The following is a 23,843-nucleotide window of genomic DNA, read 5'->3' as shown; positions in this document are numbered from 1 at the left end:
TGTGCTCAGGATGCAAGGCGCGACCGGCAATCGGACCGGTCGTATTCCTCTCCGAGAGAGCAGCATCCATGACGACCCTTGCTCGGCCGCCACGGCCGAAACCGATGTTCTCCTCGACCCCGCGGACGGTGTTGACCGCCGGCATGATCGCAGTCCTGATGGTCACCGGCGGGGGAGCGGTGGCCACCGCGCAACCGTCCACCACCCCGCCCGCACCGACCAGCTCCGAGCCGGCAGCGTTGCAGCAGCAGGCACCAGCGCCGGCCGACCCGTGCGCCACCACCACGGCACCGACCACCACGACCACCACAGCGCCTCCGTCGACCACCACGCCGGCAACGCCGACGTCGTGTGCTGAAGTGCCGACGCTGGCTCCGTCCACCTCGCAGGCACCCGTCATCGAGTCCGAGGCACCGGGTGTCGCGGACGTACCGTCGAGCACGACAACACCGACAGCCACGAGCCTTCCCCCGAGCGCCGAGGCCACCGCGCCGACACCTACCGGCGAGCGGATCCCGTACACCGGGCTACCGACCGAAAACCCGAACAGCACCCTGATCCCCGGCAAGATGCGCTCGGACCGCGAAGAGTGGCCCGAGCCGTTCACCAAGGAAGAAGCCGACCAGGCCGAGATCGGGGAAGCCCGACTGCTCGCCAAACAGCGCACCTCCCGCGCCGCGGTGACCTGCCAGAAATACTGGCCGTCGAACTTCGACGTATGCGGCGCCATCCGCGACAAGTACAACTCCCTCGGCGGCACCTTCAGCTTCCTACTGCTCCCCACCAGCGGAAACATCGTCAACCCCGGCAACACCGGCGAGCGCGTCACGTTCATGAACGGGCCGATCTACTGGTCCGCAGCCGGCGGAGCACACCCCGTCGTCAACAGCTTCCTCAACCGCTGGGGCATCCACGGCTACGAAGGCGGATTCCTGGGGTACCCCACCACCGACGAGATCGTCCACCCCGACGCAATTGGGCGGCGACAGGAATTCACCGGCGGCGCCATCTACGTCGCGTTCCAGAACGCCATCGGCTCCGCCATCGCCAACGGACCAATCCGCAATGAGTGGAATGCGCTTGGAGCTCACACGGGATGGCTCGGCTATCCGACCTCAGATGAGCTAAGTATCGGCACAACTAAGTACCACAATTTTGTCAACGGAAGCATCTACGACACCGAGTTTGACGTACCACGCGCCGTCGCAAATACCGACTCCCTGGAAAACTCAGCAGGAGACCCTTGCAATGCGATCGAACTGAATGCAGGGCAGTGTGATATCAATAGCCCTGATTTCAAGGGCGCACTGCAAGCCATGGAGGACTGCCTGTACTCCTCGGACGCCAAAAAGCGCGATCCCGAAGTTGTCGTAGCAGTCATCAAGTCTCCGTCGAATCTCGATCCAAAGCTCTACTTGACGTGCGGACGCTACAGGCACATGAAAAACGAGCACCGTGCCGATCAAGACCCCGAAAATGCGCTCGCCTGCATCGGTTTGGTCTATAACTTCGGTAGCGGAGCGGCCGCTGCACCGGATAGTACACAGGCAGGCCCCAAGAAAGGCCCGCGAATGGACAAATCCGAAAACAAATGTCAAGAGTACCGTGGTGTGGGAAGACACGCCCGCGCGGGCTAAAATCGTTACAGCGTTTGCCGGCCCCGAGAGCGATGACAAAGAATTCAATGGAAACGACTGGGGTAACTGCGCAGACGGTTACATAACCGACGAACCCAGACCGTAGACGGGCACCGACATGATCCAGGATTTGAACCAGAGGGCAGAGCAGTTCCTCTTGGCCGGCACGGTGACAGTGTCGGAAGCTCGCGCACTTCGGGTTCCCCTTGAGGCGAATGACCTACTTCGCGATCTCAGAGACAATGTGCTCATGCACTTGTGCGCACACCCCATGGGTGAGGCGGGTCGCTCCTCGGGACTAGCAGAACTCGAAGCTACCGGTCGGGCGATCCAGCGTGAACCAGAAGAATGGGAGGGGGTGCTTGCCAATGGCATTGGGCGTCATTTCATCTCCGTTGCACGATCGGTGACAAAAGAGAACAGACCGGATAAACGATGGGAAATGCTAACGCCGCTCGGTGCCCCAGCGGAAAATGCAAGAGATGCTGCGATCAATGTCTTTGCGCGAGTCATTTCGTCGCGAGTATCGGACGGATTACTTCATCCAGTCGTAGCCGCGGACCGCGTTCACACTTTCGAGTACGAAACGACAGACTGGTTGTCAGGCATTGGAGTGATGAACGAGTCGAAACGACTTTTGGAATCCTGGAAGGCAAGCTCTAGTGACTCACGCGGACACATCGAAACGGATATGAGGTCACTTTTCGAAGCTTGCAGCTGGCCAGCACTCCCGTCCTAGAAGGCTTCGACCGTGGCTCGCTCGCGCAACGTGCCCCATCCTCTCCCATGAGGATGGGGCACGAGAAGCAAGCACCCAACGCACGATGACCCACCCTGCAAGGCCCAGGGTCCCGGCTACGTGGTGCGCCCGGGGCCCTATCTCAACACCACAGTCGCCTCACACTACCTGCTGAACCCGCCCGGAACGGGCCTGTCGAACCGCGGGTCGCGCATGCACGTCGACGGCCAGAAGGCGGCGGACGACTGCCGGACGACGGCACGTCGATGCTCCTGGCGTAGCGAATCTGTTCCGGCTTCGCGCACGGCCTTACCTAGGCCACAAGCAATCTCATGCCGCAGTACAGCCACGAACAGATCAGCCCAACCATGCACGAGGTTGAGACCTCACCGAACTACCAACTGGTGGCGAGCCAATCGGAACGGCGTTGCGGGCGATAGAGCTCGCCGATCCCATGTTGCACACCAGGAGGTCGTCTCGGCCGCGCTCCGGAGAACTGGACATGACTCCCTACGTCTGGGCACAAAGCGCCCGGCGCCTGGGCCACCGGTTGACACCTTAACCAACTCGAACATTTCATAGCAGACTGTAACGTTTCAGCTATAGCGACGTCTAAATTGCTATAGTCTTGACGGATGGACCCGGCCTTGAACCCCTACACCCCCGGCTCGGGGCTCATGCCACCGTCCCTGCAGGGTCGAGATCGTGAGATCGACGCATTCGATCGCCTCGTGGCCCGCGCCAAGGCCCGGCACTACGACCGTGGGATGATCCTTAGCGGGCTGCGCGGAGTGGGGAAAACCGCCCTGCTCAATCATCTACGCAACCACGCCGAGCATCACGGTTGGTACACCGTCAGACTCGAGGCGCAGGATTCCGCAGCCGGAGCTCGACTCAATCACAAACAGCTCGCGTTGGGTCTGCGCACTGGTCTGCGGAAATTCAGCAGAAAATACGCCCTGAAACAAGCGGGCGAAAACGTCCTGAGCCTGATCGAAGGCTCCTCGCTCTCAGTGGCGGGCGTCAGCATGTCCGCCCCACAGGCGAAATCGCCGGAAGACACCCTGATTGACATCGAGGAGATCGTCGAGGCCATCAGTGAACTCGTGAAACCGAAGGGGTCAGCACTTGCGGTGTTCGTCGACGAGATGCAGGGCCTCGACCCGGATCTGATCGCCGCGCTGCTCGTCGCGCAACACCGAGCCGGCCAGGAAGGGTGGCCATTCTACGTCATCGGTGCCGGGTTGCCGAATCTACCTTCCGTCCTGGCCGAATCACGATCCTACGCCGAACGACTCTTCCTGTTCAGCACGATCGGACCGCTTGACCAGGGGGCCGCTAGGAACGCACTCGATGACCCCGCGGCCAAGATGGGTGGACACTTCGACCCACCTGCACTCGACATGCTGGTCGATGCAGCCGACGGCTATCCGTATTTCCTGCAGGAGTTCGGGGCCGCGATGTGGGAGGTCGCCCCAGCATCACCGTTCACGACCGCTGACGCCGCCGCCGCTATCGAAACGGGTACCACCCAACTCGACCAAGGGTTCTTCCCCTCGCGGTGGGACCGTGCAACCCCCGCAGAACGGCGCTACTTGCGCGCCATCGCCGACACCGGCGAACAAGCACCAAAGACCGCATCGCTGTCGATCTCACAGAGCGCTAGTGGGCCCTTTCGGGCGGCGCTGATCAAGAAGGGCATCGTCTACTCGCCAGAACACGGCAGGATTAGCTTCACCGTCCCCGGAATGGCTGCTTTTATCGCCCGCCAACCCGTCAACGACGCCTAGCAGAACGTATCCACTAGTCACACCTGGTCGATACTGGACGAGGACACATCGCCGATAATTGGGTTCTGTCAGCTAAAGGCTGAGTCCTTGTCGGGGCAACCCGTGACACGGACGAAAGGTCAGCGTTGGCGACCACGCCGAACGGTACGGTCGGTACATCGAGTTCGACGGTTTCCTTTGCAGAGGAGTGCAGGTGGCTGATTACGACGTGCAGTACGACCACGATTCCGGTGATTGGACCGCGAAGCGGGCGGGGGCGTCCCGAGCAGCAGGCAGGTTCGATACGCAGGCCGACGCGCACGACGCGGCCACCGGGTACGCCGAGCGCAGCGGCGGCGGCGAAGTACGGGACCACCGCAAGGACAACAACCAGATCAGGAACACCGACACGATCGGCAAGAAGGATCCGCACCCCCCGAAGGGCTGAGCGCCTATCCGGAGGTATCGACATGGGCCGTAAGTGGCGTCGGCGGCGTTCCACGGAAGCTGGTCGAGGGGCAGCGGGCAGAACAGTCGGCGGGTGGTGGGCTCGGATCAAGACCGATCGTCTCGCCGCGGCCATCGTGCTGGTGGTCGGCTACGTGCTCTCGGTTGTCGTGGCTACCGCTGCATACGGGGCACTCACCCTCGAGGTGCTCGGACCACTCGCAGCCTGGGTCGGCGCCATTCTGACAGCCGGCGCCGTCGTGGTCGCGCTCACGACGAACAGACGAGACCGCGCGTTCACTGCGAACCAGCAGACGGCGAGAGCGGTTGCGGATCTGTGGTCCACGATCGTGGCGGTGCGTAGACCTCTCGCGGCGTTCGACGCCGTTGCGCGCGAACCGAACTCGTTCGTTGACGGCGTTCCCTCCCGCGAGCTGGACCGGTTGTCCGGTGACGTACAAGATGCACTCACGGCAGCAGAAGCATCGTCGTTCTACGCGCGGCTGGTGATCGATACCGGCCGGCTTCTCGATCACATCGACCACATCGCCACCGAATTGACAGAGATGAGGGCATTCTTCGAAGAGGGTGGGGAGCATGAGCGTGAGGGACCGCGCCCCCCGGGATACGAGCAGCCCGTTTTCTCCGTTGACGACTGGCTGGACGGTCTGGGGCTCCGATTACGGCGCATCCTGTCTGTGGAGCAGACGCTGATGGACGCAGTGCGGTACCACTTCCCGGTGACCGATTCGCAACGCGCTGTCGCGGAGTCGACCGATTCGCAACAGCTGTGGCAGGACGCCTACATCAGGGCCAAGGCGTTTCCGCACACGGAGATCTATCGGCGCCATGCCGACTCACCGGGATCGTGGCGAACCCGGTGGCGTTGATACCGGGCCGTCCGGAGTGAGACGAACGGCCCGGCCTCGGCTCTAGTTGTACCCGGCCATCAGGTTGGTGACAGGCGGCTGATGGGTGGGTGACCGCCGAGTGCGCTGTGGCGGCGTCGAGTGTTGTACTCCTCGAGCGGCTACGTGTTCACCTAGACGTCGGAATCGAACCTCGATTACGGCGCTGCGCCGGACAGCAGTGCCTTCGATCTGATGGTGTCGACCCGTGATGTCTCAGATCTGACCCTCTGTCGCTACGACACTGTTGCATTCGACTACACACCCGTCCCGGTCGAACTGGGGAGCCGGGAGGACGACATCCCATTGGAGTTCAGCGATGAGACCGACCAGTTGATCCACTTCGGAATTCGACTCTTCCGCCAGCTTCAGCAACTCGGGACAGTGCTTGCAATCGACATGAGTGCCTACGAGAGGGCGCTCACTTAGAGGACGGCTGGCTCGGACGGCAGATGACCCGCTCACCGGCAGGTGCAGCATGGACGGTATCCGCGCGAACCGAGTGCCATCGGCCTTCCATCCATAAGGACACCGCTGTCCGTGTTCCGTTTGGTCCCGTTCGTCGCAATCCACAACCACCGGCGCTTCGCTTGACTCGTGGCCTCAAGGCTCGGAATCCCTCCTGCGGGACTGCTTTCGCACACATTAACGGGTGCATAGCCCTACTTCACCATACCCAGTGTCACGCAACACCGGTTTCGAGCATTGTACAGTCTCGGTTGCCGTATATACCGAAGGTATTGGCTCGCGACACGCTTTAGCGCGCCATATTGCTTGAAAATTCTTTGTTCATAGGTTTCTGTTGCGAATTGCCGCATGGCGGTCTTTACTGAGCCAAAGCCAACGGGACCGTGCCATACAGTCACCTCTATAGCGGTGGACGGCGCCTAGGTTCGCATAATCACTCTCTCAGGGGGACTAGTGGGTTCAGCGACTAATAGTGGCGCACGACCTAAAATTGATGGCTGCAGACCCGCATGGCGAGGTGCACGGTCACTTGCCCGCGTGATGTCGCTGCTGATTGCATCGGTGGTCACAATCAGTCTTGCAACACCCATTGCACACGCGGATGCAGTCTACGGGAACTATGTCGTTGGCGGCCGAATCGAGCAAGAGTATCTCGCCCGGGGTGGTCCGAATGTCGTAGGAAATCCAACATCGCCCGAATCCAACGCGTTCAACGGCGGAAAATTCCAGACGTTCCAGAACAACGCTTCGATCTACTGGAACGGAAACGTCGCGGGCGGATTCGCGAAATTAGTTGGAGGTCTGATTAGAGATCGTTGGGGTCAAGTCAATTGGGAAAATGGGTTCCTAGGCTACCCCACTACTAGCGAGGGAACGCTGTCGAACCAGAACGGCAGGTTCAACCACTTTCAGGGCGGCTCAATCTATTACACTGCCGCAACCGGCGCAGTGATCGTCAACGGGGCCATCAAGGACATCTGGGCTCAGGCCGGCTGGGAGAACTCCACTTACGGATACCCAGTCAGCGAGGAATATCCGTTGAACGGCGGCTACCAGCAGGAGTTCCAAAATGGCTTGATCTCGTGGAACGTAGGACCAACTCCGGATGGTGACCCGAATCAGACCAACGCACTGGTTGGTGCCGACGATCCCTTCAATCGGTTCCCCAGACGGACGGCAGATCCCATCCCGTCCACTAGCGGATGCTCCACACCGGATGCAGACGGGGATATTATCTGCTTCGGCGTCGGCAAAGCCGCTCCGACGCCAGTTTCACCTTCGCCTGCCCGGTCCGCCCCTCAAGGATCCATGCCGGAAGAATCGTCGTCACCCAGCGAAACATCACCTGGAGCGACCTCGGAGCCGATGCCGTCGAGCAGCACTCCCAATGCCACAACGCTCCCCCCAGCCACGACGGCCACTAACTCGGCGACACTGCCATCGTGCCCGACGACGACAGAACCCTCGCCGACAACCCTGCCAACACCTACAACGGCGGATTCTTCGTGCACACCGGCGCCCGCGGACTCCTTGGCCCCTCCCCCAGAAGCTTCGGCACCTTCATCGTTGCCCGCAACGACCTCAAGTCAACAGCCTGCTCCCCAGAATCGACCGTTCCCGGCATTGCCTCCACTGCGGACGCAGGCCGCCTTTACTATTCCTCCGGACCCAGCGCGAAATCTCACCGCAGAAACAGCGTTCTACAACTCAGGTGGATCGTGCGCAGGCGCAGCTTTTGGCTACTACTTCGGCAAGCGATTCTATCTGTGTGGGACAATGAGGTACGTGCTGAACAGTTGGAAAACAGTCAACGGTGTCATGGAGTTGGCTGGGTCAGAAAAGGGCTTCGTATACCATGACGGTAAAGCAGATGCGTCAGCTAAATCGCAAGTAATCGATTACAGGGTCAGGATCGTACGTGCCGTATCAACCGGTGACACAATTGGCAACACGGCCGTATTCAAAACTTCGGTCGGAGGTAGTCAGAGCCGAACAGGGGAAATCACGCCGGCTGCTAATATTCCGCGGGTAGTCTCATTATCGTCTGGCGGCCAGACTCTTACCTGGAAAGTAACAGCCAAGTTGCCAAAGCCGGGAGAGGCATCGTACTCCCAACGCTGGGAGTGGGACACCGTACAAGGCTCCCTCAAGTGGGCAAGCCCTAGATATACGGAAACCCCGGTTTCGGTGCTACTCGAGAGTGATCTTGTTCTGCCTACAGCGCGATGCGACAACTTTCAGTACATTTTTGCGAATGATCCTGGATGCGTCATGGCACCCACGTTCATGCGCCGCAACCTCCCAGTCATGGACCTCACCACCACACGGAACCTGCCCACCCCTTCGGAGGCGACACAGTTCTGGGATCACGTGCTGACGGCGCAGAACTCAGGTGTTCCGGGGCAACCTGTCGCGCTGGCAGCTCTTACCGGCGCCGGAGTCGCCCTCCAGCGAATCCCCAACGCTGACCAGGCAGGCGAGGCAGGTCGGCAGGCGCGACAGAACAGGCGGACAGCGTGCTCTAAGCGGGTCGCATACCGGCCCGCCCCCGGTGTCGGCGGCTACAATGCTTGGGAGTGCGACGAGTATCCCTTCGCCTCAACTCACCAAGGCGCTAGATTAGATCCAAGCAACGGCCGAACAAGGGACTGGTGTTTCATCCAGAATCTTCCGATCAATATACAGAGCCCGGGCGGATGGAGCGCGTGCTACATACCGAAGGATATGAATCAGGCCGGAGGTCAGCTAATCGCTCCCTTCAACCGCGAGAATCGCATTCTTCTGCGAGCTGATGACCCTCTCGATGGTTACTTTGTCTCGGCGTACCATTAGGGTCCATCTACTTCGGAGTACGGGCGAGATGTACCTCCTCGTTGACAGGAGACGGCAATGAAACCGACAGGCAGGACTGCCACTCTGCTCATTCTCGGTGTTGCAACGACCGCTGCTCTTGTTTGTTTTGTCCTGTGGCAGAGAGAACCGCAGTTCCACGCCCGAACAGCGACCATTAGTTTCCCGCAAGGTCATCCGACAGAAAATGAACAAAGGCCCATGGATCCACCCACAATCTATTCGGGCCAACTGATCGACCTAAGCGACTTCGAAAATGCTAGGAATGTCGCAATACAGCTCGCAGTCGATCGAGGCGGCTCGGTCGACGAGTACTTCGAGCGGCTGTCGATAGATGTAGTTGACACACGCGTAGAGGTAACGGCGACCGGTCGAGACGACGGCGATGCGGTAGATGTCGCTAACCAGGCAGCAGAAATATGGGTGAAGCAGTTCAACGCCATTACGAGAGCCTCGGACGTTGACGGGATACAAGCCGAACTGACTCAACCTGCACGATGATATACCCGACGCGAACTTCCGAGATGCCACTATGTGCCAACCACAAGCAAGTCACGAAGATTTGCTGGGTATGATCACCGCATGACGCTCGCTGAAGTGTGGACAAACTACATGCATGTTTTACGCGAGAAAGCACCGGTCACTGCCTCGTCGATTCGACCTCCGCGCCCAGCAACCGATGTGAGTGAGGCTGAACGCACGGTCGGCTCATGGACCAACGAATTGCGCGAGTTCTACTTGCTCCAGGACGGCCAGGACCCCCTCCATTCTGGTGCAACCCCGCGTGGAGAGGTGTTGCCCGAACTGCGGATACTTCCGCTCGACGAAGCCGTGGCACTTCATCGTTGGTGGCAGGAGCACCCTCACTCGATCGAGTCCTTAGGGCCTACCTGGTCCGAACAGGTGCGTACGCAGAGTGCGGGCGAGAGCGCCGCCATGTTCCTGCCCGAGTACATACCTGTCGCTGAGGGCCTGGCCGGGTCGCTTGCCTACATCGATACCCGGGGCGGAGTGCACAGTGGGTGCGTTCGATTCTTCTCTGCCGAGTCGGCGGACGAAGGCGCAGCAGCGTACGAGTCGCTGTCCGAATTTGTGCGACAGGTGGCCGAAAGCGTGGAAGCTGGTTCGGCGCACGGGGAATTCGCTCCGTCGATTGAAGACGGAATTCTTCTCTGGGAAGAGCTAGACGACTAAGGTCGTGTGTAGTCCGGTGAGCGTGCTGTATTCGTCTGAACGCAGAACACTCGGAAGAATGTTCAGACAAAGACGGCTTCGCTCGCAATCACGGTCCACCCACATAGACCGCAGCTTCGCTAGACGGCCTTGCGGCGGCCCTGGAAGTCGTCGGCGTGGGCACTTATTCACATCGATAATCATTGCCGATAATTAATATTATGACATATGCGCTGTTCAGAAGCCATTCATGAGTCAAAAAAACCGTCGCCATGAGGTGCGTGATACCGACTTAGGGTTGCAGCGCCTTATATCCGAGTGCGTTGTACCCCGATCAAATCACCGGTATGCACACCGCGGCATCCACCGTGCGCACCCGACGACCCCGACCTTGCGGCCGTCGCCTCTCGACTGCGAGACAAGTTTCGTCGACGCTTCACGCCACGATTCGCCACCAAACTAGTCGCGAAACGGCACTTGCGAGTGGACGACCTTAACTCGGTTATAACCAAAACCGTAGCTTTCTAGGAGCTGATGGACTGCCCGTTCACGAAGCTCCGAAGCACTCCCCGGACCAATTACTATATTACTTATAGATTCCGTCGGAAAACCAATCCTCCTGAAAGGAACGACGCCACCGTTGCCGCGGCTACCAGGTCTAAATTCCAGCTTCCCAGTGAACGCGTCGTGCACTACGAGACGCCACTCGTCTTCTTCTTCGAATGCACCGTCTTTCAGGATGGCGCAAAGGCGCATAGCTATAGTGAAAACCTGCGTCGCGAAGTGTGTGTATGGAACTACTTTGTCGTTACTTGATATGAATTTCTCAAGCAGCCCTTTGACGTCACCCATTGTGGAGTCGCGGGCCTCATCCCCATACAACACCGCCTGAGGCGCTGGCACCGGCAGGTCGAGCCAACGGTCAGATTGCGCGTCGACAGCCCCGTTCTTATAATCCCATCCCTTTACGGTCAGTTGGCCCAGCCGAGCACGGTCGAAGCCGATCGCAAACCCGTCACCTCCCGCATAACCCCTCCATTGCCCGAGAGAATCGGGACGTGCAGACAAACACGTGACGTAACCGTTTCCCCATTTCCAGTCAAGCGGCATCTGCGGCAGTGAGGGGTCAACGAGGGCAGCTAGCATGGCCGCCGCCGCATTCACAGCTCTATTAGCCGGTCCGAGTGCATTGGGGTCTTTGTGGTTGGTAACGTTCTCGCCGGGTTTGTGAAGGGTGCCATATTTTACGAGATCATCACCCGCCAGATCCGGCATTTCTTCAGCTATTCCTGCGAGCAGAGCAGACATCTCGGAAACACCGTATACTAGCTCGTTTGCGTCATTCAGGTAGCGAATGTCCGTCGCCCATAGTGATCGAGTACGCAGAATTCCCTCAAGCCCGCGAAAATTGGTGTAGTGATACAAAGTGCGCGATTCTTCGGCCATACCTCTAGCGTAATCCTGGCTTGCTGCTGTGGCCATCCGCCGGTCACCCTGGTCCAACCGGCTGCTCAGTGCCGCCTACGTCGTGCACTGGACGATTAATCATGGAGTGACGACGCCGTGGCTGGACGGGTCGCAGGTAGCGTCGGTAGCACGAGCTACGACGACGATCCCGAACACCGTGTCTTTCTGCTGTAGCAGCACGATCAGTGGCGAGACCGCGCTGCCAGCGACGACTCCGAGGCGGTCACGCTGGTTGCGCTGCTGTATCGGTTCGCCCTGTTGCGCCCGAAGATCACTCTGGTGCACGCGCTGCACAAAGCCTCGGCGGAGGCGCCTGGTCTGGACACCGAGGCGCCTACCCAGCCATAGCGGTGACAAACTTGCCCCATGCCCAGGAGATAGATTGGGCACCCCGCCGGGGCACCGCCTGCGCCACGCACACGGTCACGGCCTCCTCGCCCGTCACCTAGCAGTCAGAGGAGTGGGCGCGGTCCGTGCCGCGACTGCCGGTGCAACGGTCGAGTCGGGAATCGAGCGGGACGAAGTCGGAGGCACCTCGCCCAGACCTCGAGCCCCGGCGGCGACGAACAGGTCGATCAGTTGTCGAGCAGCTCATCGGCCGCGGATGTCGCACACCCGAAGAACGCTGAGCCGATCAAACCTTGTGGGGACATCTTCGCGAACGGCACCGCAGCGACAGCCCAGCCGACGCCCGTCGCGCATGCCTCAATCCATCCCGCGATCTCGGCGCTGCCGGAGTTGCCCGGGATCCAGTGCGCCGGGCCGTACGAATTGCATCCACCACCCATCATGCCGTCACCGCTCAGCGCCTTTACCGTGCACACGCGTCCGTAGTAGCCGGAGCTCCGATCTTGAGCGTGGGCAGGAGCGTCCGCAACCAGTTGGCCTCCGAAGAAGAGGCTGGCACCCATGGCGATTGCTGTCGCTGCTGTCGCCGCAACCGCTTTGCTGTCTCCGGTCGAGGGGAGAATCTTCATCGAAACCACGCTCCTTGGTTGATCCGGGTGCTGCTCTAGGGATTCCCACACAACCACCGATTGCGTCCATCCAGGTGCTCTGAGCAGCAGATCTGGAAGAATCGGAAAAGGGCGGAGCGACCAGGGGGCCGACATGGCAGCTGACAAGCAAGCGAGAACCGAACCGGTGTCGGACACGACGCACACGGAGGAGGCAGTCTCTCTTGAGCAGCTCCTGTGCCCATTCCGCCGAGCACTACAAGACCTCAATGCGGAGAACAAGACAGTCGAGGCATTGTCTAGGGCCGCGAAGAAAGCCGGCCGCACACCGAACAGCAAGTCCACGATGCACACAGTTCAGCAGTGTGTCCGACTTCCTGCTTCGGGTGCCGTCGCCGCATACGTGGCCGCCGTAACCGACAACGACGCCGCCCTCGTCGAGAAGTTCATCGAGTGGCGCACCTCGATCGCAACCAAACTGAGACGCGAAAGCGCTCATGAGGCCGAGCCACCACAGGGCGGCCACTGGACCCGACGTCGTCTCGGCGCACTGGTCATGGGCACGGCGTTGATAACGGCTGTCATCACGGCGTTGATCACTTCGGCAGTGGTAACCCCCCGCACGGTAGACCCCTCCGTCGAACATGAGGCGATACCTCAAACAGGGGAAGACCCTCTCACCAGCGGATGCAGCATGGACGCCGTCCGTGCGAACGCACCAGAGACTGCCGAAGGCATGACTGTCTTCGTGATCTACTCCCCTGCTTGCAATGCTGTGTGGGGAAAGGTCGAGCGGACGGATGGATCAGGTGCTGGCGACTCGATCACGGTCGTCACTTATCGTGGGAATGACCCAACCAGAAGCGACACTCAGCGTGCCGTGGAACCTGGCGTAGGCAACGCCTACTCCCCCATGATCGTCCGCTCGGGAACCGAACTCATCTGCGTACTCGGATCCGTGACCGTGGACAACGGTGCCCGCGTCATTGAGGTCGCAGAACCACAATGCACGTAAATTGCCACTGTTCTCTCGGGCCCCGAACCTCTTTCATTGCGTTCACGGCCGCGGCCGCCGCTCTGGTTAGCGCAGATGCTGCCGCGTATAGAAGGCCTAGCGTCCCGGCCCGTTCCAGTCGCGATCCCGCTCAGGCGACGTGGGGTTCGCACCGTGGGCGCCGTCGCCCGCCAGGCCCCGCCGCATGCGCCGTTCGTCCACTGCCAGCGCTTTGTCCCGTTCGAGCGTCGCCAGCAACTCGTCTCTTTCCTCCGCTGGTAGGTCTTCGATAGAAGTACCCCGTGCGCCCTGCGCCGCCGAACCCGTTGCAATCTCACCTGCCGCGCTACCCGTCGGCTGCGTCGGCGCACGATCAGGATGGGCATCGTCGGTACCGACTCGCACAAGTAGTCGGTCGCGCAGCATCGTCAGTTCTCGTTCCCGCACGAGGGTCAGCGTGTGCGCCTGGTGGGCATGGCCGGCAACACGCTCGGCGTCAGCGAACGCTTCCATCGTCCGCATCATCTGCCGCAGCAGGAGTGCGTTCGCTGCCGCACCGCCATGAGTCGCGAGCGCAGCCTGCAACACGATCAACGCTGCCCCGCCCGCATGACGCCGTTCCGGGTCCGGAGTGATGCGTTGGTGCGCCGGGATCTGCGCGGACCGCGACAGCGCCGCCGCCGCTTTCGCCAATGGCCCCGGTGTCGGCTCGGTGCGCGCAGACCATGCAGCAAACACGCCCGCGGTACGGCCGGCGGCGCGCGCCCACTGCGCGGTGTCCCCGACCGGGATCGACATCAGGTAGGTGTTCCACTTGCTGATGTCCTCTGCCGCCCGCGCCACCAACTCGGGATCGAGCGCCATACGTTCGCGCCCGGTCGTGATGGTCACCGCGGCGCCGCGCCTAGCAGCGGACCACTCCGCGGCTGCGTCCTGCGGGGCGGTCCCGGTGGTGTCCCATTCGTCGCGCAGTCGCGGCAAGGTTAGGTCTTTTGCCAACCGTCCGCCGCCGTACCAGACAGGCTTGGTCCCGGCGGCACGCTCGGTGGCCGTAAGCGTGGTGGCGACGGAGTATCCGATAACGGTGCCTGTAGTTCCGGTGTCGTAGCGGGGGCGCAGGAGCACCTTTTGCCCGCGCAGGCGGCGAACGAACTCCGCCTCGGTCTTCGACGCTGTGGCGCACGCCCGCACTGTGCGCTCCAACAGTGCCCGCGAGGTTTCCGGTGCACCAACTCGGGTGGCGCGAGCTGCTTCCGCCGGCTTGGTTCCGCGGGTGCCGCGTTCGTTCTCACGCGAAGTCAACACGACCAACCCGTGGGTGCGCTCAAGGGTGTTGCACGCAGCCTGTGCGCGCGTGAAGTCGTTGAAGGTGTCGACTTTCGTGCCGTCCTCGCGGACCGCGGATGCGGCGATGTGGATGTGGTCGCCGCCCGCGGTGGTCTTGCCGTGCCGGATCGCCACCCACCGCGCAGACGGGCGGGGAGACTCCGGGTCGTCGAAGCCCATCTCGCGCATGAAGTCGGCCGCGATGGCGCCCCACTTCTCGTCCGACAACTCCCCCTCGTCGGGGTTGAGTGACAGCGAGCAGTGCCAGACGTTGCGGTCACTGGTGGCGTCGGCGAGCGCCACCGACCGGGGCGTGCCGTCCTCGATTGCTGCGTTCATCCGGCGGCGGTTCGTGTACGAGACCTCGGTGCCGAACACGACGCGCGCCGTGTCGATCTCGTGCGCCAGCTCGATTGCCTCGGCGTGCGACAGCTCTCCGGTTGGTGCAGTCAGAATCACGCTGTCGTGGCCGGCGACGATGTGCGGGTTCTCGTGCTCGTTCGACCGGCCGGGACCGGCGAGGTACGACACCAGTCCCGTCATTTTCGCGCCGCGCGTGATGTTCGGGATCACGTCCCGGTCAGCTCCCGCGGCAGCGTGCGGATCCGGTCGAAGACACGGAGCACCGCCGCCAGCGTCGCCTCCGTCTCCGGCGCCAACTCACCCGTCGCGTTGGCGACTTTCGCGAGCTGGTTGACGTTGCGCCCGAGCGCCGCGATGAGCTTGGTGACAGCGAACAGCTCCGTCAGATCCTCACGCGAGACCGACGCCCGCGGAGCCTTGAGCGCCGAGTCCGCCAGCAACCGCGCCACCGTCACACCCTGCACCCGAGCAGCTGCTTGCACGGCGAGTTCCTGCTCGTCGGTCAGCTTCACCACATGCCGGTGCACCCGGCCCCCGATGACGTTGGCCTGGCGGCTGCGCAGCCAGTCAGCTCGGCTCTCACTCACCGCCCGCTCCTCACGTTCATCCCGCACCTTTTCGGCCCAGCGCAGCGACCCCGAACCGGGGACCCACACCGCTCAGTGTGGCAGGTGCCCGCCGAAACCGCCAGGTTTAGGGCACCCAAGTAATAGCTTGCTCCGCCTGGGGCATGACGGTGGGCCGTGGAGCGTGCGGAGCGGGTCGCCGTGAAAGAAGCTCAGGACGAGCGCAGCGAGTTCCGCAACGGGCGGCGAGAGCTGCGCGGCCGGCGGTTGTCCCCGGTGGTGCGTCCGACCCCGACTTGTGGGTGCCTGAGATCGAGCGCAGCGACCGAGAAATATCGGGCATCCACACGAGGAACACGGTCGGTCCACGGCTGGGGTCAATCGCCCACGTTTTTCATCGCGGCGCGCCTGCACTGTCTGTGGTCCTTACCGCGGTGTCATATCGCAATGGGTAAGAAGCCGGACGGTAAAGACAAGGAGCCGCGCCACCTGGGATGGTTAACCGCCCTAGGGATTCTCGCGTCGACGATCACAGGGCTCGCCCTGTTTTACGCGTTCGCCTGGCAGCAGGCTGGCCCTGAATGGAACTTTTTCCTGGACAACACCACTGGCCAGCAAATCTTCGACTCGGCCCGAACCACTGTCACCCTCGTCGGCGTCATCGGCCTCGGCGGAGCCGCGTTTATCGCCTTCCGCCGGCAGCGCAGCACTGAGGAAGCCCAACTCACCGCGAGGGAAGCCCAACTCACCGCGAGCGGTGCGCTGACGCTCAGCCAGAGCGAGTTTCAACATAATTCCGTGCGAGCACTCAGGGAGCGCTACACCGCCGCCGCCGCGCAACTTGGATCGGATTCATTCGCGATCCGGTTAGCCGGCGTTTATGCACTCTCAAGCCTGGCAGACGACTGGGCGGAGGCGGGCTTCGAGACGGAACGCCAGGTGTGCGTTGACGTACTCTGCGCGTACCTGCGCACACCCTCCATTCCCTTCAAGGTCACAGAGTCGGCTACGCAACCCAAGCCCTCAATCCGGACGCTCAGCCGCTGGATTGGCCCTCGACCGAAACCGGATCTTGAGGCGGACAACCGAGCAGCGCAAGAGGGCCAAGTGCGAGGCGCCATCCTCGCTGTGATTGCTGCCAAGGTCAGCGACTTTCCGGACCCTGGGGAGGGTCCGTGGTCGACATGCGCGTTCGATTTCAGTGCCGCCAGGCTCGACGAGGTGGACTTCTCTCATGCACGCTTCTCAAACCGTGTGCTGTTCCGCGGAACTGTGTTCACCGGAGTCGCCAACTTCGCCAACTGTTACCTGACGTCGGACGATTTCACGGATGCCGTCTTCACCGACACAGTGACGTTCCACGCCGCGTACTTCTGGTTCCGATCAACGTTCACCAGAACTCAGTTCCAGGGCAACGCACTCTTCGACTGCGCTCACTTCCACATGGAAACTTCCTTCGACGGTGCAAATTTCAGTGGACAATATTGCGGGTTCAAACTCGCACGTTTCAAGTCCGGCAGTTCCACCTATCTCCAGGAAGCCGAGTTCGACCCTCGCACCACCGTCAGCTTCACAAACGCGAGCTTCGATGGCGCGGTCATGTTCAGTGCAGCGACGTTGAAACGAGCAAAGCTGGTTGAGTTCAAAGCACTGCGCTCGATTGACGTCGAACCATCATTGCTCGGGGAGGACGAAGTTCTTTTAGAGGAGAAGGGTGCACTCCCGAACTTCGAGCCCAGGCTGTGGCCTCCCATCAACCGGTCGAAGCGCAAGGTAACCGCGGCTGACGACGCGCCGGAACCGTCTGGCACGAGTGCCGGTTCTGGGCGGGGTGACAGCGGCACCGACGTCTCTACTTCAACTGTCTCGACGAGGCGCTTCGTCGGCCAGGTAGTGGCCGAACACCGCCGCGCAAAACACCGGAGGCCACCGGGCAGATAGACGCATCGCACGACTGTTTGTAGAGTCGTGGGCGATCGGGACGCCGTGCGGGCCGCCCCGGTCAGCCCTCCTCCATGGGTGAGTCGAGCAGTCGCGTGCGCAGCACGCGGACTCGCGGTGACTCACCCGGACTGACCGCCTCCGAAAGGCCCGCATTATGTCTGTCACCACTGTCACTCCTGTCGACCCGGCCGCAGTTCGCGCCGCCGCCGAGGCGGCGCTGAACGACCGCCTCGCCCACATCGACGCCATCGTCACCGCGCAGAACGACCGCGCCGCCGCCGCCGAGGAAGTGAGAGCGGCGCAGGCACGGGAAGCGGCGCTCGCGGCCGCCGAGACCGCAGCGTTCCGCACCGCTGTCGCTGGCGGGTGGACCGTCGCCGAGCTCCGCAAGGCGGGCCTGTCCGTCCCGGACTCCGTCGCCCGGCCCAGCAAACGCGCCGCCCGCACCACCGGTGGCCGCGGACGGGGCACCGACACCGCGTCCGGCCGGCCCCAGGACACCAGCACTCCCGCCGTCGAGACGACGGCGGACGCCGAGCAGACCGCTGTCGACGAGTCGAGCGCGGCATGAGCGGCGGAGTCGAAGCGACGGTGTGGCGGCGCACCCCTGCTGGGGAACCCGGCCGCACACCGTTGGCGCACGGGGTGTTCGTCGACGACGTCGGCGCGCACGAGTTCGTCCGCCACCAGGTGCAGACGCTCCCCGATCGTGGCGTCGACGACGTGATGATCCAACTCGTCACCGTCGACGGCAACGGTCCGGCACGGCCGACGCGCAACATCGTCGGGTCCACCGAATCGGTACTTGCGGATCTCGACCATCCCGACCAGGCGGCGCACGCGATCTCCTCCGTCCTCACCCGCATCGCGCAGACCCGCAGCGTGGACGTCGCCGCGGTCCTGGAGCATGCGGCCGCGTCGGCGGCGGCGAACGTCGGCGGCACCGACACGTTGCTGGCGGCGTCCCCGCAGTCCGAGTCGGCGCAGCACGTCGCCGCACTGGCAGCGTTCGGGACCGACCCGCAGTTGCCGTTGGCGAAGCGGACAGCGCCGGTGGTGCTCTACCTCGAGACCCGCGACCAACAGCTCGCCGACTACGGGATCCAGGAACTGTGGCACCGGGACCGGACGAGTATCCGGGCGGCTATGCGGCCGGCCGAACTACCGTCCTCGGTGGTGACCGAGCTCGGCGCGGAGCTGGTCGCCGTCGACCGGCTCTACGCCGCGGACACCGCCGCCTACCTCGCCGCGTGGACCGCGGCGGCGACGGAGAAGGCGCGGCGGATGGGCATGCGCGAGTCGGTACCGGTGGTGGTGTCGACGGAGGAGACGGAGTTCTTCGACGACGGGGATCTCGAACCGATCTACGACCACGCGTTCGCCCTCACCCCGTTGCCCGGGTGCGGGTACATACCCGACACGTTCCCGCACCGCACCTCTGACGGCGGTGTCGACGTCGAAGCGTTCATCACCGCCGAACATGCCGCCCGCCGCGGCTACCGCGACCGCGCACAAGGGCAGACCAGTACCGACGAACAGGTGGCGTCATGACCCGACGTCGCCGTGTCGGCGCAGTGGCGGCCGGCGCGGTCGTGGTGGTCGCCGCGACCGCTGGGTGCCTGCCGGGCGGCACCGCCGATGCCGGTCCGCCGAGCACGGTGGGGACGGTGACCCGCGTCGTCGACGTCGAGACCGCGGTCGAGGGCACGGTGCGAGTGCGGGTCATCGGGATCGACACCCCGGAGACGAACCGGCCGAACACACCGGTGCAGTGCTGGGGACCGGAAGCGACCAACTTCGCCCGGGCAATGCTCGACGGACAACGCGTCCGAATGGTTCCCGACGCCGGACAGGACGACGTCGATGACGACGGCCGGGCGTTGCGGTACCTGCGGATCGGTCCCGCGGAGACGGACCACTCCGTGCCCGGTCCTCGGAGGCGGGCGCAGCCCGCGCCTACGTCTACGACCGGAACAACCCATCGTCCGCTGCTTCGGACATCGCCGCCGCCGAGGACCGGGCACAGGCCGCCGGTGTCGGTCTGTGGGGAGCGCCCTGCGGCGGCAGTGTCTGACGGTCACGGCAGCCGGAACCATCGGAGTGCTTGAATCGACCCTGTCCAGGGGGAACGTCGAGAAGGGGGTGGCGGTGGAGTCCGAACGTCAACGCGAGTCGATCATCGACTTCTACCGTCAGGCAGCACTCTGCGATGACCTCGTGAAGAGGCGTGCGGCCGGCGACGAGCTGGCGGGCATGCTCGCGATCTGGGACGACGCATGTTCCGCGCACGAGGACCCGTGGTGGGCCATCCGCAACGAATGCTCGATGTACCGGTTCGATCACCGGCCCTGGTCGACAGCGGCAACCAGCGAGAACTTCCTGCTGACGCTGCGCGCTGTGCTCGAAGGTCGCGGCCACGGACTCAGCGACGCTCCATACGAGATTCGCTGACGAAAACCGCGGCTCGCGGGCCTGGCACCATGTATAGATTCATCCAGCGATTCGCCCGTCGACCGCCGATTCAGCGCAAGAGCGGCGCCGCGCACATCGGGTTCGACCGACCGGGGACTGGCGAGGGCTCGACATGGACGGTGGCCGAGCATGAGAACCTCCCTTCTGCCAATCATCCGCCGGAACAAGCATCATGCCCGTCTCGGCTAAGCGGATGGGTGCGTCCGTAAGAGCACGCAATAGCCCAGTTCACGCGGAGCGCACATCGCACGCGGCGGGCTCGATCGCACGGCTGGAGTCAAATGTTCGCAGGAAGTGCGTGCCCGCACGTAGCCTGGCGCGTCTTACCCGCACCGGTGGTTCATCGCGTACCGAACAAAGACCGTAGACCCCGAAATGGGCGCATTCCCTGAATTACAGGCGGGATGGGGCGAGTTCCATCTAACGACGCGCGTTTCTGGATTCATCGGCGAATCCGATGGGACAAGACGGGTCCGCGCAACTGATACAACTGGGTCCTATTCGGTGACAACAGAAGGTATCGCTCGACGAAGCCAGTGATTTGTAATGCTCTGTTGCGCAACATGATGCAGACCACCACGGTGCTAACTCCGGTGCGATCCGCGACGATGGATCACCCACGTCTTTACTTACTGGATACCAAACCTTGTGTTACCTTTTAGGAGTCAGCGGGTCACGAACGGTGACCCTCCTCATCGATGCGGCCGACTACCGCTCGGCGTGTCGCAACCTGGAAGGGATGCGTAAGACTGAACATGAACACTCCAGCCGTAATATCACTAACGCTGGGGGTTGTGCTGATCGGGGCGCTCGCAGCGTTCATGCGTAAAGGGTACGAGAATCTGGGCCCCAACTCCGCAGTGGGAATCAGAACCAAAGCAACAAAGGCTTCACCAGCGGCATGGCGTGTTGGTCACGAGGCCGCCTCGCCCTTCTTAATGGCCGCAGTCATCACAGCGGTCACCGTTGTTGTACTCACGATCGGGGCGACGATAGCGTCAGCCCTGTCTGACTCCACGGTGACCGACCACGCGGCTGTTGCGATTCCTGCGATTGGTCTCGCTGTCGAAGTAGTGATCCTGATCCTGGCAACCGCGCAAGCAGACAAGGCGGCCAAATCCGCTCGCTGAAGTCCATCGATTACATCACCGTGAACAGCCCTCCCAAGTTGTTCACGACCGACCCTGGAGGTTCTCAGGTATGCAGACACGCTTTATTGCCGGTGCGGCCGCCGGCATATTGACACTGGGCCTAGCGGTGGTTCCGACGGCTACCGCACAGGACTCCGACCCACAGAGCGGGTCTACTGGAGCTGCGCCGGCGCGAGCCAGCTTGAGCAGCCCTGTATCGACGGAAGCAAGCTACTCAGATCGCGACGTACTGAAGCTTCTCCTCGCTGGTCAGGGACAGTTGGCATCCGATCGACCGGAACTACTCAATGTTCTCGGATTCTCTGCCGACAAACCAGCGTCGGACGAGGGTGCGCTGGACCGCGTGGTTTCCGACTATCTCTCGGCGCACCCTGACTTCCACGAGACCGTCAGCGTCCCCTTCCAAAGTGGTGATCCAGCGCGAATCGACTCCGCGTTGGCGACTCTGACACGAAACTTCAACAGCTTCCTCGACGAGAGTGGGCGAGAGGTTGACCCAGCCGTTGTCGGCCAGGACGGTGGGGCGACGGCACGCGGTTGGGCATGGGCAGGTGCCAACGTCGTCATCTACGCCAATGCTGTCGGCGTGGCGAACGCCGTGGGCTACGCCAACGTCGGTGTCGCCACATTGGCACTTGCGACGATTGCCTTCGTAACCTGGTACCTCCCGGACGGTAGCGGCATGGCCGGCGATCCCATCGACCACGAGAACCGAATCGCGCAAATTGCGACCGCGCTCCGCTGATATCGATACTGCTGCGCGAACCGGCGGGGCCAGCAAGGCCTCGCCGGTTCGCGCGGTGGTTGTGGGCATGCTCAGCATGCTCGTGCTTACATCGATTCTCGGCGCGGGGATCTTCTTCTCACTCCCGAGCAATGTCGTCGACCAGCGCAACGGATCGCTTCAGCGAACCGTAGCAACGGCGATCCTGCCAGAGTCCTGGGCTTTCTTCACCAAACCACTGGATTCTCCCGAGTACACCGCGTTCTCGCCGGAAGGAGCACCACTCACTTCGCTACCGAACTCCCGGCCCGACAACATGTGGGGGCTCACGAGAAAACAGCGGGCACAAGGCCCTGAAATGGCGAATCTGTTCTCTCAAGTTGATACCGATCTGTGGGTAGACTGCGAACAAATAGCAGGAGATTGTGTGACAGCAGCAGTGGACGGCAACGCGCCGTTATCTGTGAAAAACTTGTCCACAGTCCCCACCTTGTGCGGCGAACTGGTGCTTGCATCCACCAGCCCTGTCCCGTGGAGCTATCGAAACTTGTACACCGGGTGGCGAAACGAAGATATGACAACTTATTTGGACGTCGAATGTTGACAGCGACACAAAATCGAATACTGGAGGCCATCCGAGCGCACGCCTACCAATCACGCCTGATCGGCCTCGGTCGCACTCTCATAGCCGTCAGCCAATTGTCCGTTCTTGTTTTCACACCCTCCGAGTACCTGTTTGTTCCGGTCGGCTCACAAACATTCGAGATGGCATGCGATCAAGTGCGGAGTGCGTCGGCCTACTGTATTATTCCGGGGAGCCCGCAAACCACGTCATATGTGTTGATGGCAATACTGGCCCTGGTGGCGAGCGGGTTACTGCCACGCCTGACAGCGCCTCTTCACTTTTGGGCGAGCTTTTCTATGGCCTCGTCCATCTCGTTGCCAGATGGCGGAGAATCCGTCGCTCAAGTCATGACCTTTTTCCTGGTGTTTGCACTCGCAGGCGACCGAAGAAGATGGCACTGGGCGAAGCACGAAGTGGCGGCGGAGACGTTCGCTCCCTCGGCATTACGGGCCGTCTCTTGGTCCGGAGCGTGGGCCTTGAGACTTCAGGTCGCATACTTGTACGCCAATAGCTCACTTGCAAAACTGTCCGTGCCGCAATGGCAGGAAGGGTCTGCGACATATTACGTCGCGCGGATGGAGTCGTTCGGGTCGGCAGGGATATTCGGGGACTCGTTCCGAGACGTGGTGGCAATCCCTCTGGTGAGCCTCGCTACGTCGTGGGGATCGATAGTCGCCGAGTTTGCAATCGCAATTCTAGTGCTGATGCCGTTTCGGAATACCGCCCGAGCAACGTTGTGCATCTCTATCGCACTCCACACGTTCATCGGGCTGATGTTGGGCATCGTCAGCTTCGCGGTGATCATGGTCGGATCAGTCACGGCGGCCGTCGGAGTTGTTCTCGACCGAAGACAAGTGCACGATGCGCAGCTCAATACACCTCAGACCGAGAAATTACCGGGCGCGCCGATACCGCAGACGGGCCTTACACACATCGCGCATCCCGACACAGCATCCGCGAACGGTCGGGCAAGTGCCACCACGCCGTGACCGATTAGTTCGAACTCTTAACCATGGTCGACGCGAAAGACGCCAGGAAGCCACTTTCCCCAGGCCGGTCACATCGCTCACGGCCACACGCAGCAGACCTATCCGGTAGTGGGCGACAACTCCCAGGCGAGCCTATCGTGCACGACACCGACGTACTCATCATCACAGCCGGCTCGGCGTCCGTGCCGGTGAGCATGTCGATCAACACTGGGGCCTCCTCGTCCGAGCCGGAGACTGTCACAGTCGCGGTGGTCAGGATCGGCGGGCGTTGAGCA

At 62.1% G+C, this 23,843-nt stretch carries 22 protein-coding genes and 1 pseudogene; 19 read left to right on the top strand and 4 right to left on the bottom strand.

The features are described from left to right. Positions 1–68: 68 nt before the first annotated feature. The 9 genes and pseudogenes from OHB23_RS22835 to OHB23_RS22805 all read left to right on the top strand — a co-directional run bounded on the left by OHB23_RS22835 (position 69) and on the right by OHB23_RS22805 (position 10,012). Complete coding sequence (locus OHB23_RS22835; RefSeq protein ID WP_328811789.1) at positions 69–1,637, top strand: LGFP repeat-containing protein; 1,569 nt, start codon at positions 69–71, stop codon at positions 1,635–1,637. 1,374 nt (positions 1,638–3,011) lie between these two features. Continuing rightward, on the top strand, positions 3,012–4,166 hold the full coding sequence (locus OHB23_RS22830) for an ATP-binding protein (RefSeq protein ID WP_328811788.1): 1,155 nt from the start codon (positions 3,012–3,014) through the stop codon (positions 4,164–4,166). 193 nt (positions 4,167–4,359) lie between these two features. Beyond that, complete coding sequence (locus tag OHB23_RS22825) at positions 4,360–4,593, top strand: DUF2188 domain-containing protein (RefSeq protein ID WP_328811787.1); 234 nt, start codon at positions 4,360–4,362, stop codon at positions 4,591–4,593. A gap of 22 nt (positions 4,594–4,615) precedes the next feature. Beyond that, positions 4,616–5,482 (top strand): hypothetical protein, encoded by an 867-nt coding sequence (locus OHB23_RS22820; protein WP_328811786.1) that lies wholly within the window; start codon positions 4,616–4,618, stop codon positions 5,480–5,482. 1,026 nt (positions 5,483–6,508) lie between these two features. Continuing rightward, positions 6,509–7,045: pseudogene (locus OHB23_RS22965) on the top strand (LGFP repeat-containing protein); the annotation flags it as partial. Between the two features lie 365 nt (positions 7,046–7,410). Continuing rightward, positions 7,411–7,827, top strand: coding sequence for a hypothetical protein (locus OHB23_RS22815; RefSeq protein ID WP_328811785.1), 417 nt, complete (start codon positions 7,411–7,413; stop codon positions 7,825–7,827). After that, positions 7,745–8,800, top strand: a complete 1,056-nt coding sequence (locus OHB23_RS22960; RefSeq protein WP_442973055.1) for a NucA/NucB deoxyribonuclease domain-containing protein — start codon at positions 7,745–7,747, stop codon at positions 8,798–8,800. Before OHB23_RS22815 ends, OHB23_RS22960 begins: the two co-directional genes overlap by 83 nt. A 219-nt stretch (positions 8,801–9,019) precedes the next feature. After that, positions 9,020–9,319: a hypothetical protein gene (locus OHB23_RS22810; RefSeq protein WP_328811784.1), complete on the top strand. Its 300-nt coding sequence runs from the start codon at positions 9,020–9,022 to the stop codon at positions 9,317–9,319. An 81-nt stretch (positions 9,320–9,400) separates the two neighbouring features. Continuing rightward, on the top strand, positions 9,401–10,012 hold the full coding sequence (locus OHB23_RS22805; protein WP_328811783.1) for an SMI1/KNR4 family protein: 612 nt from the start codon (positions 9,401–9,403) through the stop codon (positions 10,010–10,012). 438 nt (positions 10,013–10,450) lie between these two features. Here the strand turns inward: OHB23_RS22805 and OHB23_RS22800 are convergent, their stop codons facing one another. Together OHB23_RS22800 and OHB23_RS22795 are read right to left on the bottom strand one after the other, a co-directional pair. Continuing rightward, on the bottom strand, positions 10,451–11,437 hold the full coding sequence (locus OHB23_RS22800) for a DUF2971 domain-containing protein (RefSeq protein WP_328811782.1): 987 nt from the start codon (positions 11,435–11,437) through the stop codon (positions 10,451–10,453). A 596-nt stretch (positions 11,438–12,033) separates the two neighbouring features. After that, on the bottom strand, positions 12,034–12,435 hold the full coding sequence (locus OHB23_RS22795) for a hypothetical protein (RefSeq protein ID WP_328811781.1): 402 nt from the start codon (positions 12,433–12,435) through the stop codon (positions 12,034–12,036). A gap of 133 nt (positions 12,436–12,568) precedes the next feature. Between OHB23_RS22795 and OHB23_RS22790 the strand changes: the two genes are divergently transcribed. Then, positions 12,569–13,429, top strand: coding sequence for a DUF2690 domain-containing protein (locus OHB23_RS22790; protein ID WP_328811780.1), 861 nt, complete (start codon positions 12,569–12,571; stop codon positions 13,427–13,429). Between the two features lie 96 nt (positions 13,430–13,525). Here the strand turns inward: OHB23_RS22790 and OHB23_RS22785 are convergent, their stop codons facing one another. Together OHB23_RS22785 and OHB23_RS22780 are read right to left on the bottom strand one after the other, a co-directional pair. Continuing rightward, on the bottom strand, positions 13,526–15,307 hold the full coding sequence (locus tag OHB23_RS22785; protein WP_328811779.1) for a relaxase/mobilization nuclease domain-containing protein: 1,782 nt from the start codon (positions 15,305–15,307) through the stop codon (positions 13,526–13,528). Further along, positions 15,304–15,684: a plasmid mobilization protein gene (locus OHB23_RS22780; protein WP_328811778.1), complete on the bottom strand. Its 381-nt coding sequence runs from the start codon at positions 15,682–15,684 to the stop codon at positions 15,304–15,306. The genes OHB23_RS22785 and OHB23_RS22780 overlap by 4 nt, the downstream gene beginning before the upstream one ends. Before the next feature lie 426 nt (positions 15,685–16,110). On the opposite strand from OHB23_RS22780, the gene OHB23_RS22775 reads away from it, so the two are divergent. From OHB23_RS22775 to OHB23_RS22735, 9 genes are all read left to right on the top strand, one after another. Beyond that, on the top strand, positions 16,111–17,604 hold the full coding sequence (locus OHB23_RS22775) for a pentapeptide repeat-containing protein (RefSeq protein ID WP_328811777.1): 1,494 nt from the start codon (positions 16,111–16,113) through the stop codon (positions 17,602–17,604). Positions 17,605–17,761: 157 nt separating this feature from the next. Next, positions 17,762–18,178 (top strand): hypothetical protein, encoded by a 417-nt coding sequence (locus OHB23_RS22770; RefSeq protein WP_328811776.1) that lies wholly within the window; start codon positions 17,762–17,764, stop codon positions 18,176–18,178. Then, positions 18,175–19,158 carry a hypothetical protein gene (locus tag OHB23_RS22765; protein WP_328811775.1) on the top strand — a complete coding sequence of 328 codons (984 nt, stop codon included), beginning with the start codon at positions 18,175–18,177 and terminating at the stop codon, positions 19,156–19,158. Before OHB23_RS22770 ends, OHB23_RS22765 begins: the two co-directional genes overlap by 4 nt. After that, entirely contained in the window at positions 19,155–19,715 is a 561-nt protein-coding gene (locus OHB23_RS22760) for a thermonuclease family protein (protein ID WP_328811774.1), read from the top strand. The genes OHB23_RS22765 and OHB23_RS22760 overlap by 4 nt, the downstream gene beginning before the upstream one ends. Further along, complete coding sequence (locus OHB23_RS22755; protein WP_328811773.1) at positions 19,708–20,058, top strand: hypothetical protein; 351 nt, start codon at positions 19,708–19,710, stop codon at positions 20,056–20,058. The genes OHB23_RS22760 and OHB23_RS22755 overlap by 8 nt, the downstream gene beginning before the upstream one ends. Positions 20,059–20,834: 776 nt before the next feature. Continuing rightward, positions 20,835–21,209 (top strand): SdpI family protein, encoded by a 375-nt coding sequence (locus OHB23_RS22750; RefSeq protein ID WP_328811772.1) that lies wholly within the window; start codon positions 20,835–20,837, stop codon positions 21,207–21,209. 70 nt (positions 21,210–21,279) lie between these two features. Beyond that, the gene (locus OHB23_RS22745; RefSeq protein ID WP_328811771.1) at positions 21,280–21,975 is read left to right on the top strand and encodes a hypothetical protein; all 696 of its coding nucleotides are present in this window, start codon (positions 21,280–21,282) and stop codon (positions 21,973–21,975) included. A 67-nt stretch (positions 21,976–22,042) separates the two neighbouring features. Next, on the top strand, positions 22,043–22,558 hold the full coding sequence (locus OHB23_RS22740) for an SdpA family antimicrobial peptide system protein (RefSeq protein WP_328811770.1): 516 nt from the start codon (positions 22,043–22,045) through the stop codon (positions 22,556–22,558). Further along, positions 22,552–23,568 (top strand): sporulation-delaying protein SdpB family protein, encoded by a 1,017-nt coding sequence (locus OHB23_RS22735; RefSeq protein WP_328811769.1) that lies wholly within the window; start codon positions 22,552–22,554, stop codon positions 23,566–23,568. Before OHB23_RS22740 ends, OHB23_RS22735 begins: the two co-directional genes overlap by 7 nt. The last annotated feature ends 275 nt before the right edge of the window (positions 23,569–23,843 follow it).

The organism is Rhodococcus sp. NBC_00294 (assembly GCF_036163995.1).
GTDB lineage: Bacteria > Actinomycetota > Actinomycetes > Mycobacteriales > Mycobacteriaceae > Rhodococcoides.
The sequence above is the reverse complement of the archived record's forward strand: the minus strand, read 5'-3'. Positions and strand labels throughout refer to the sequence as shown.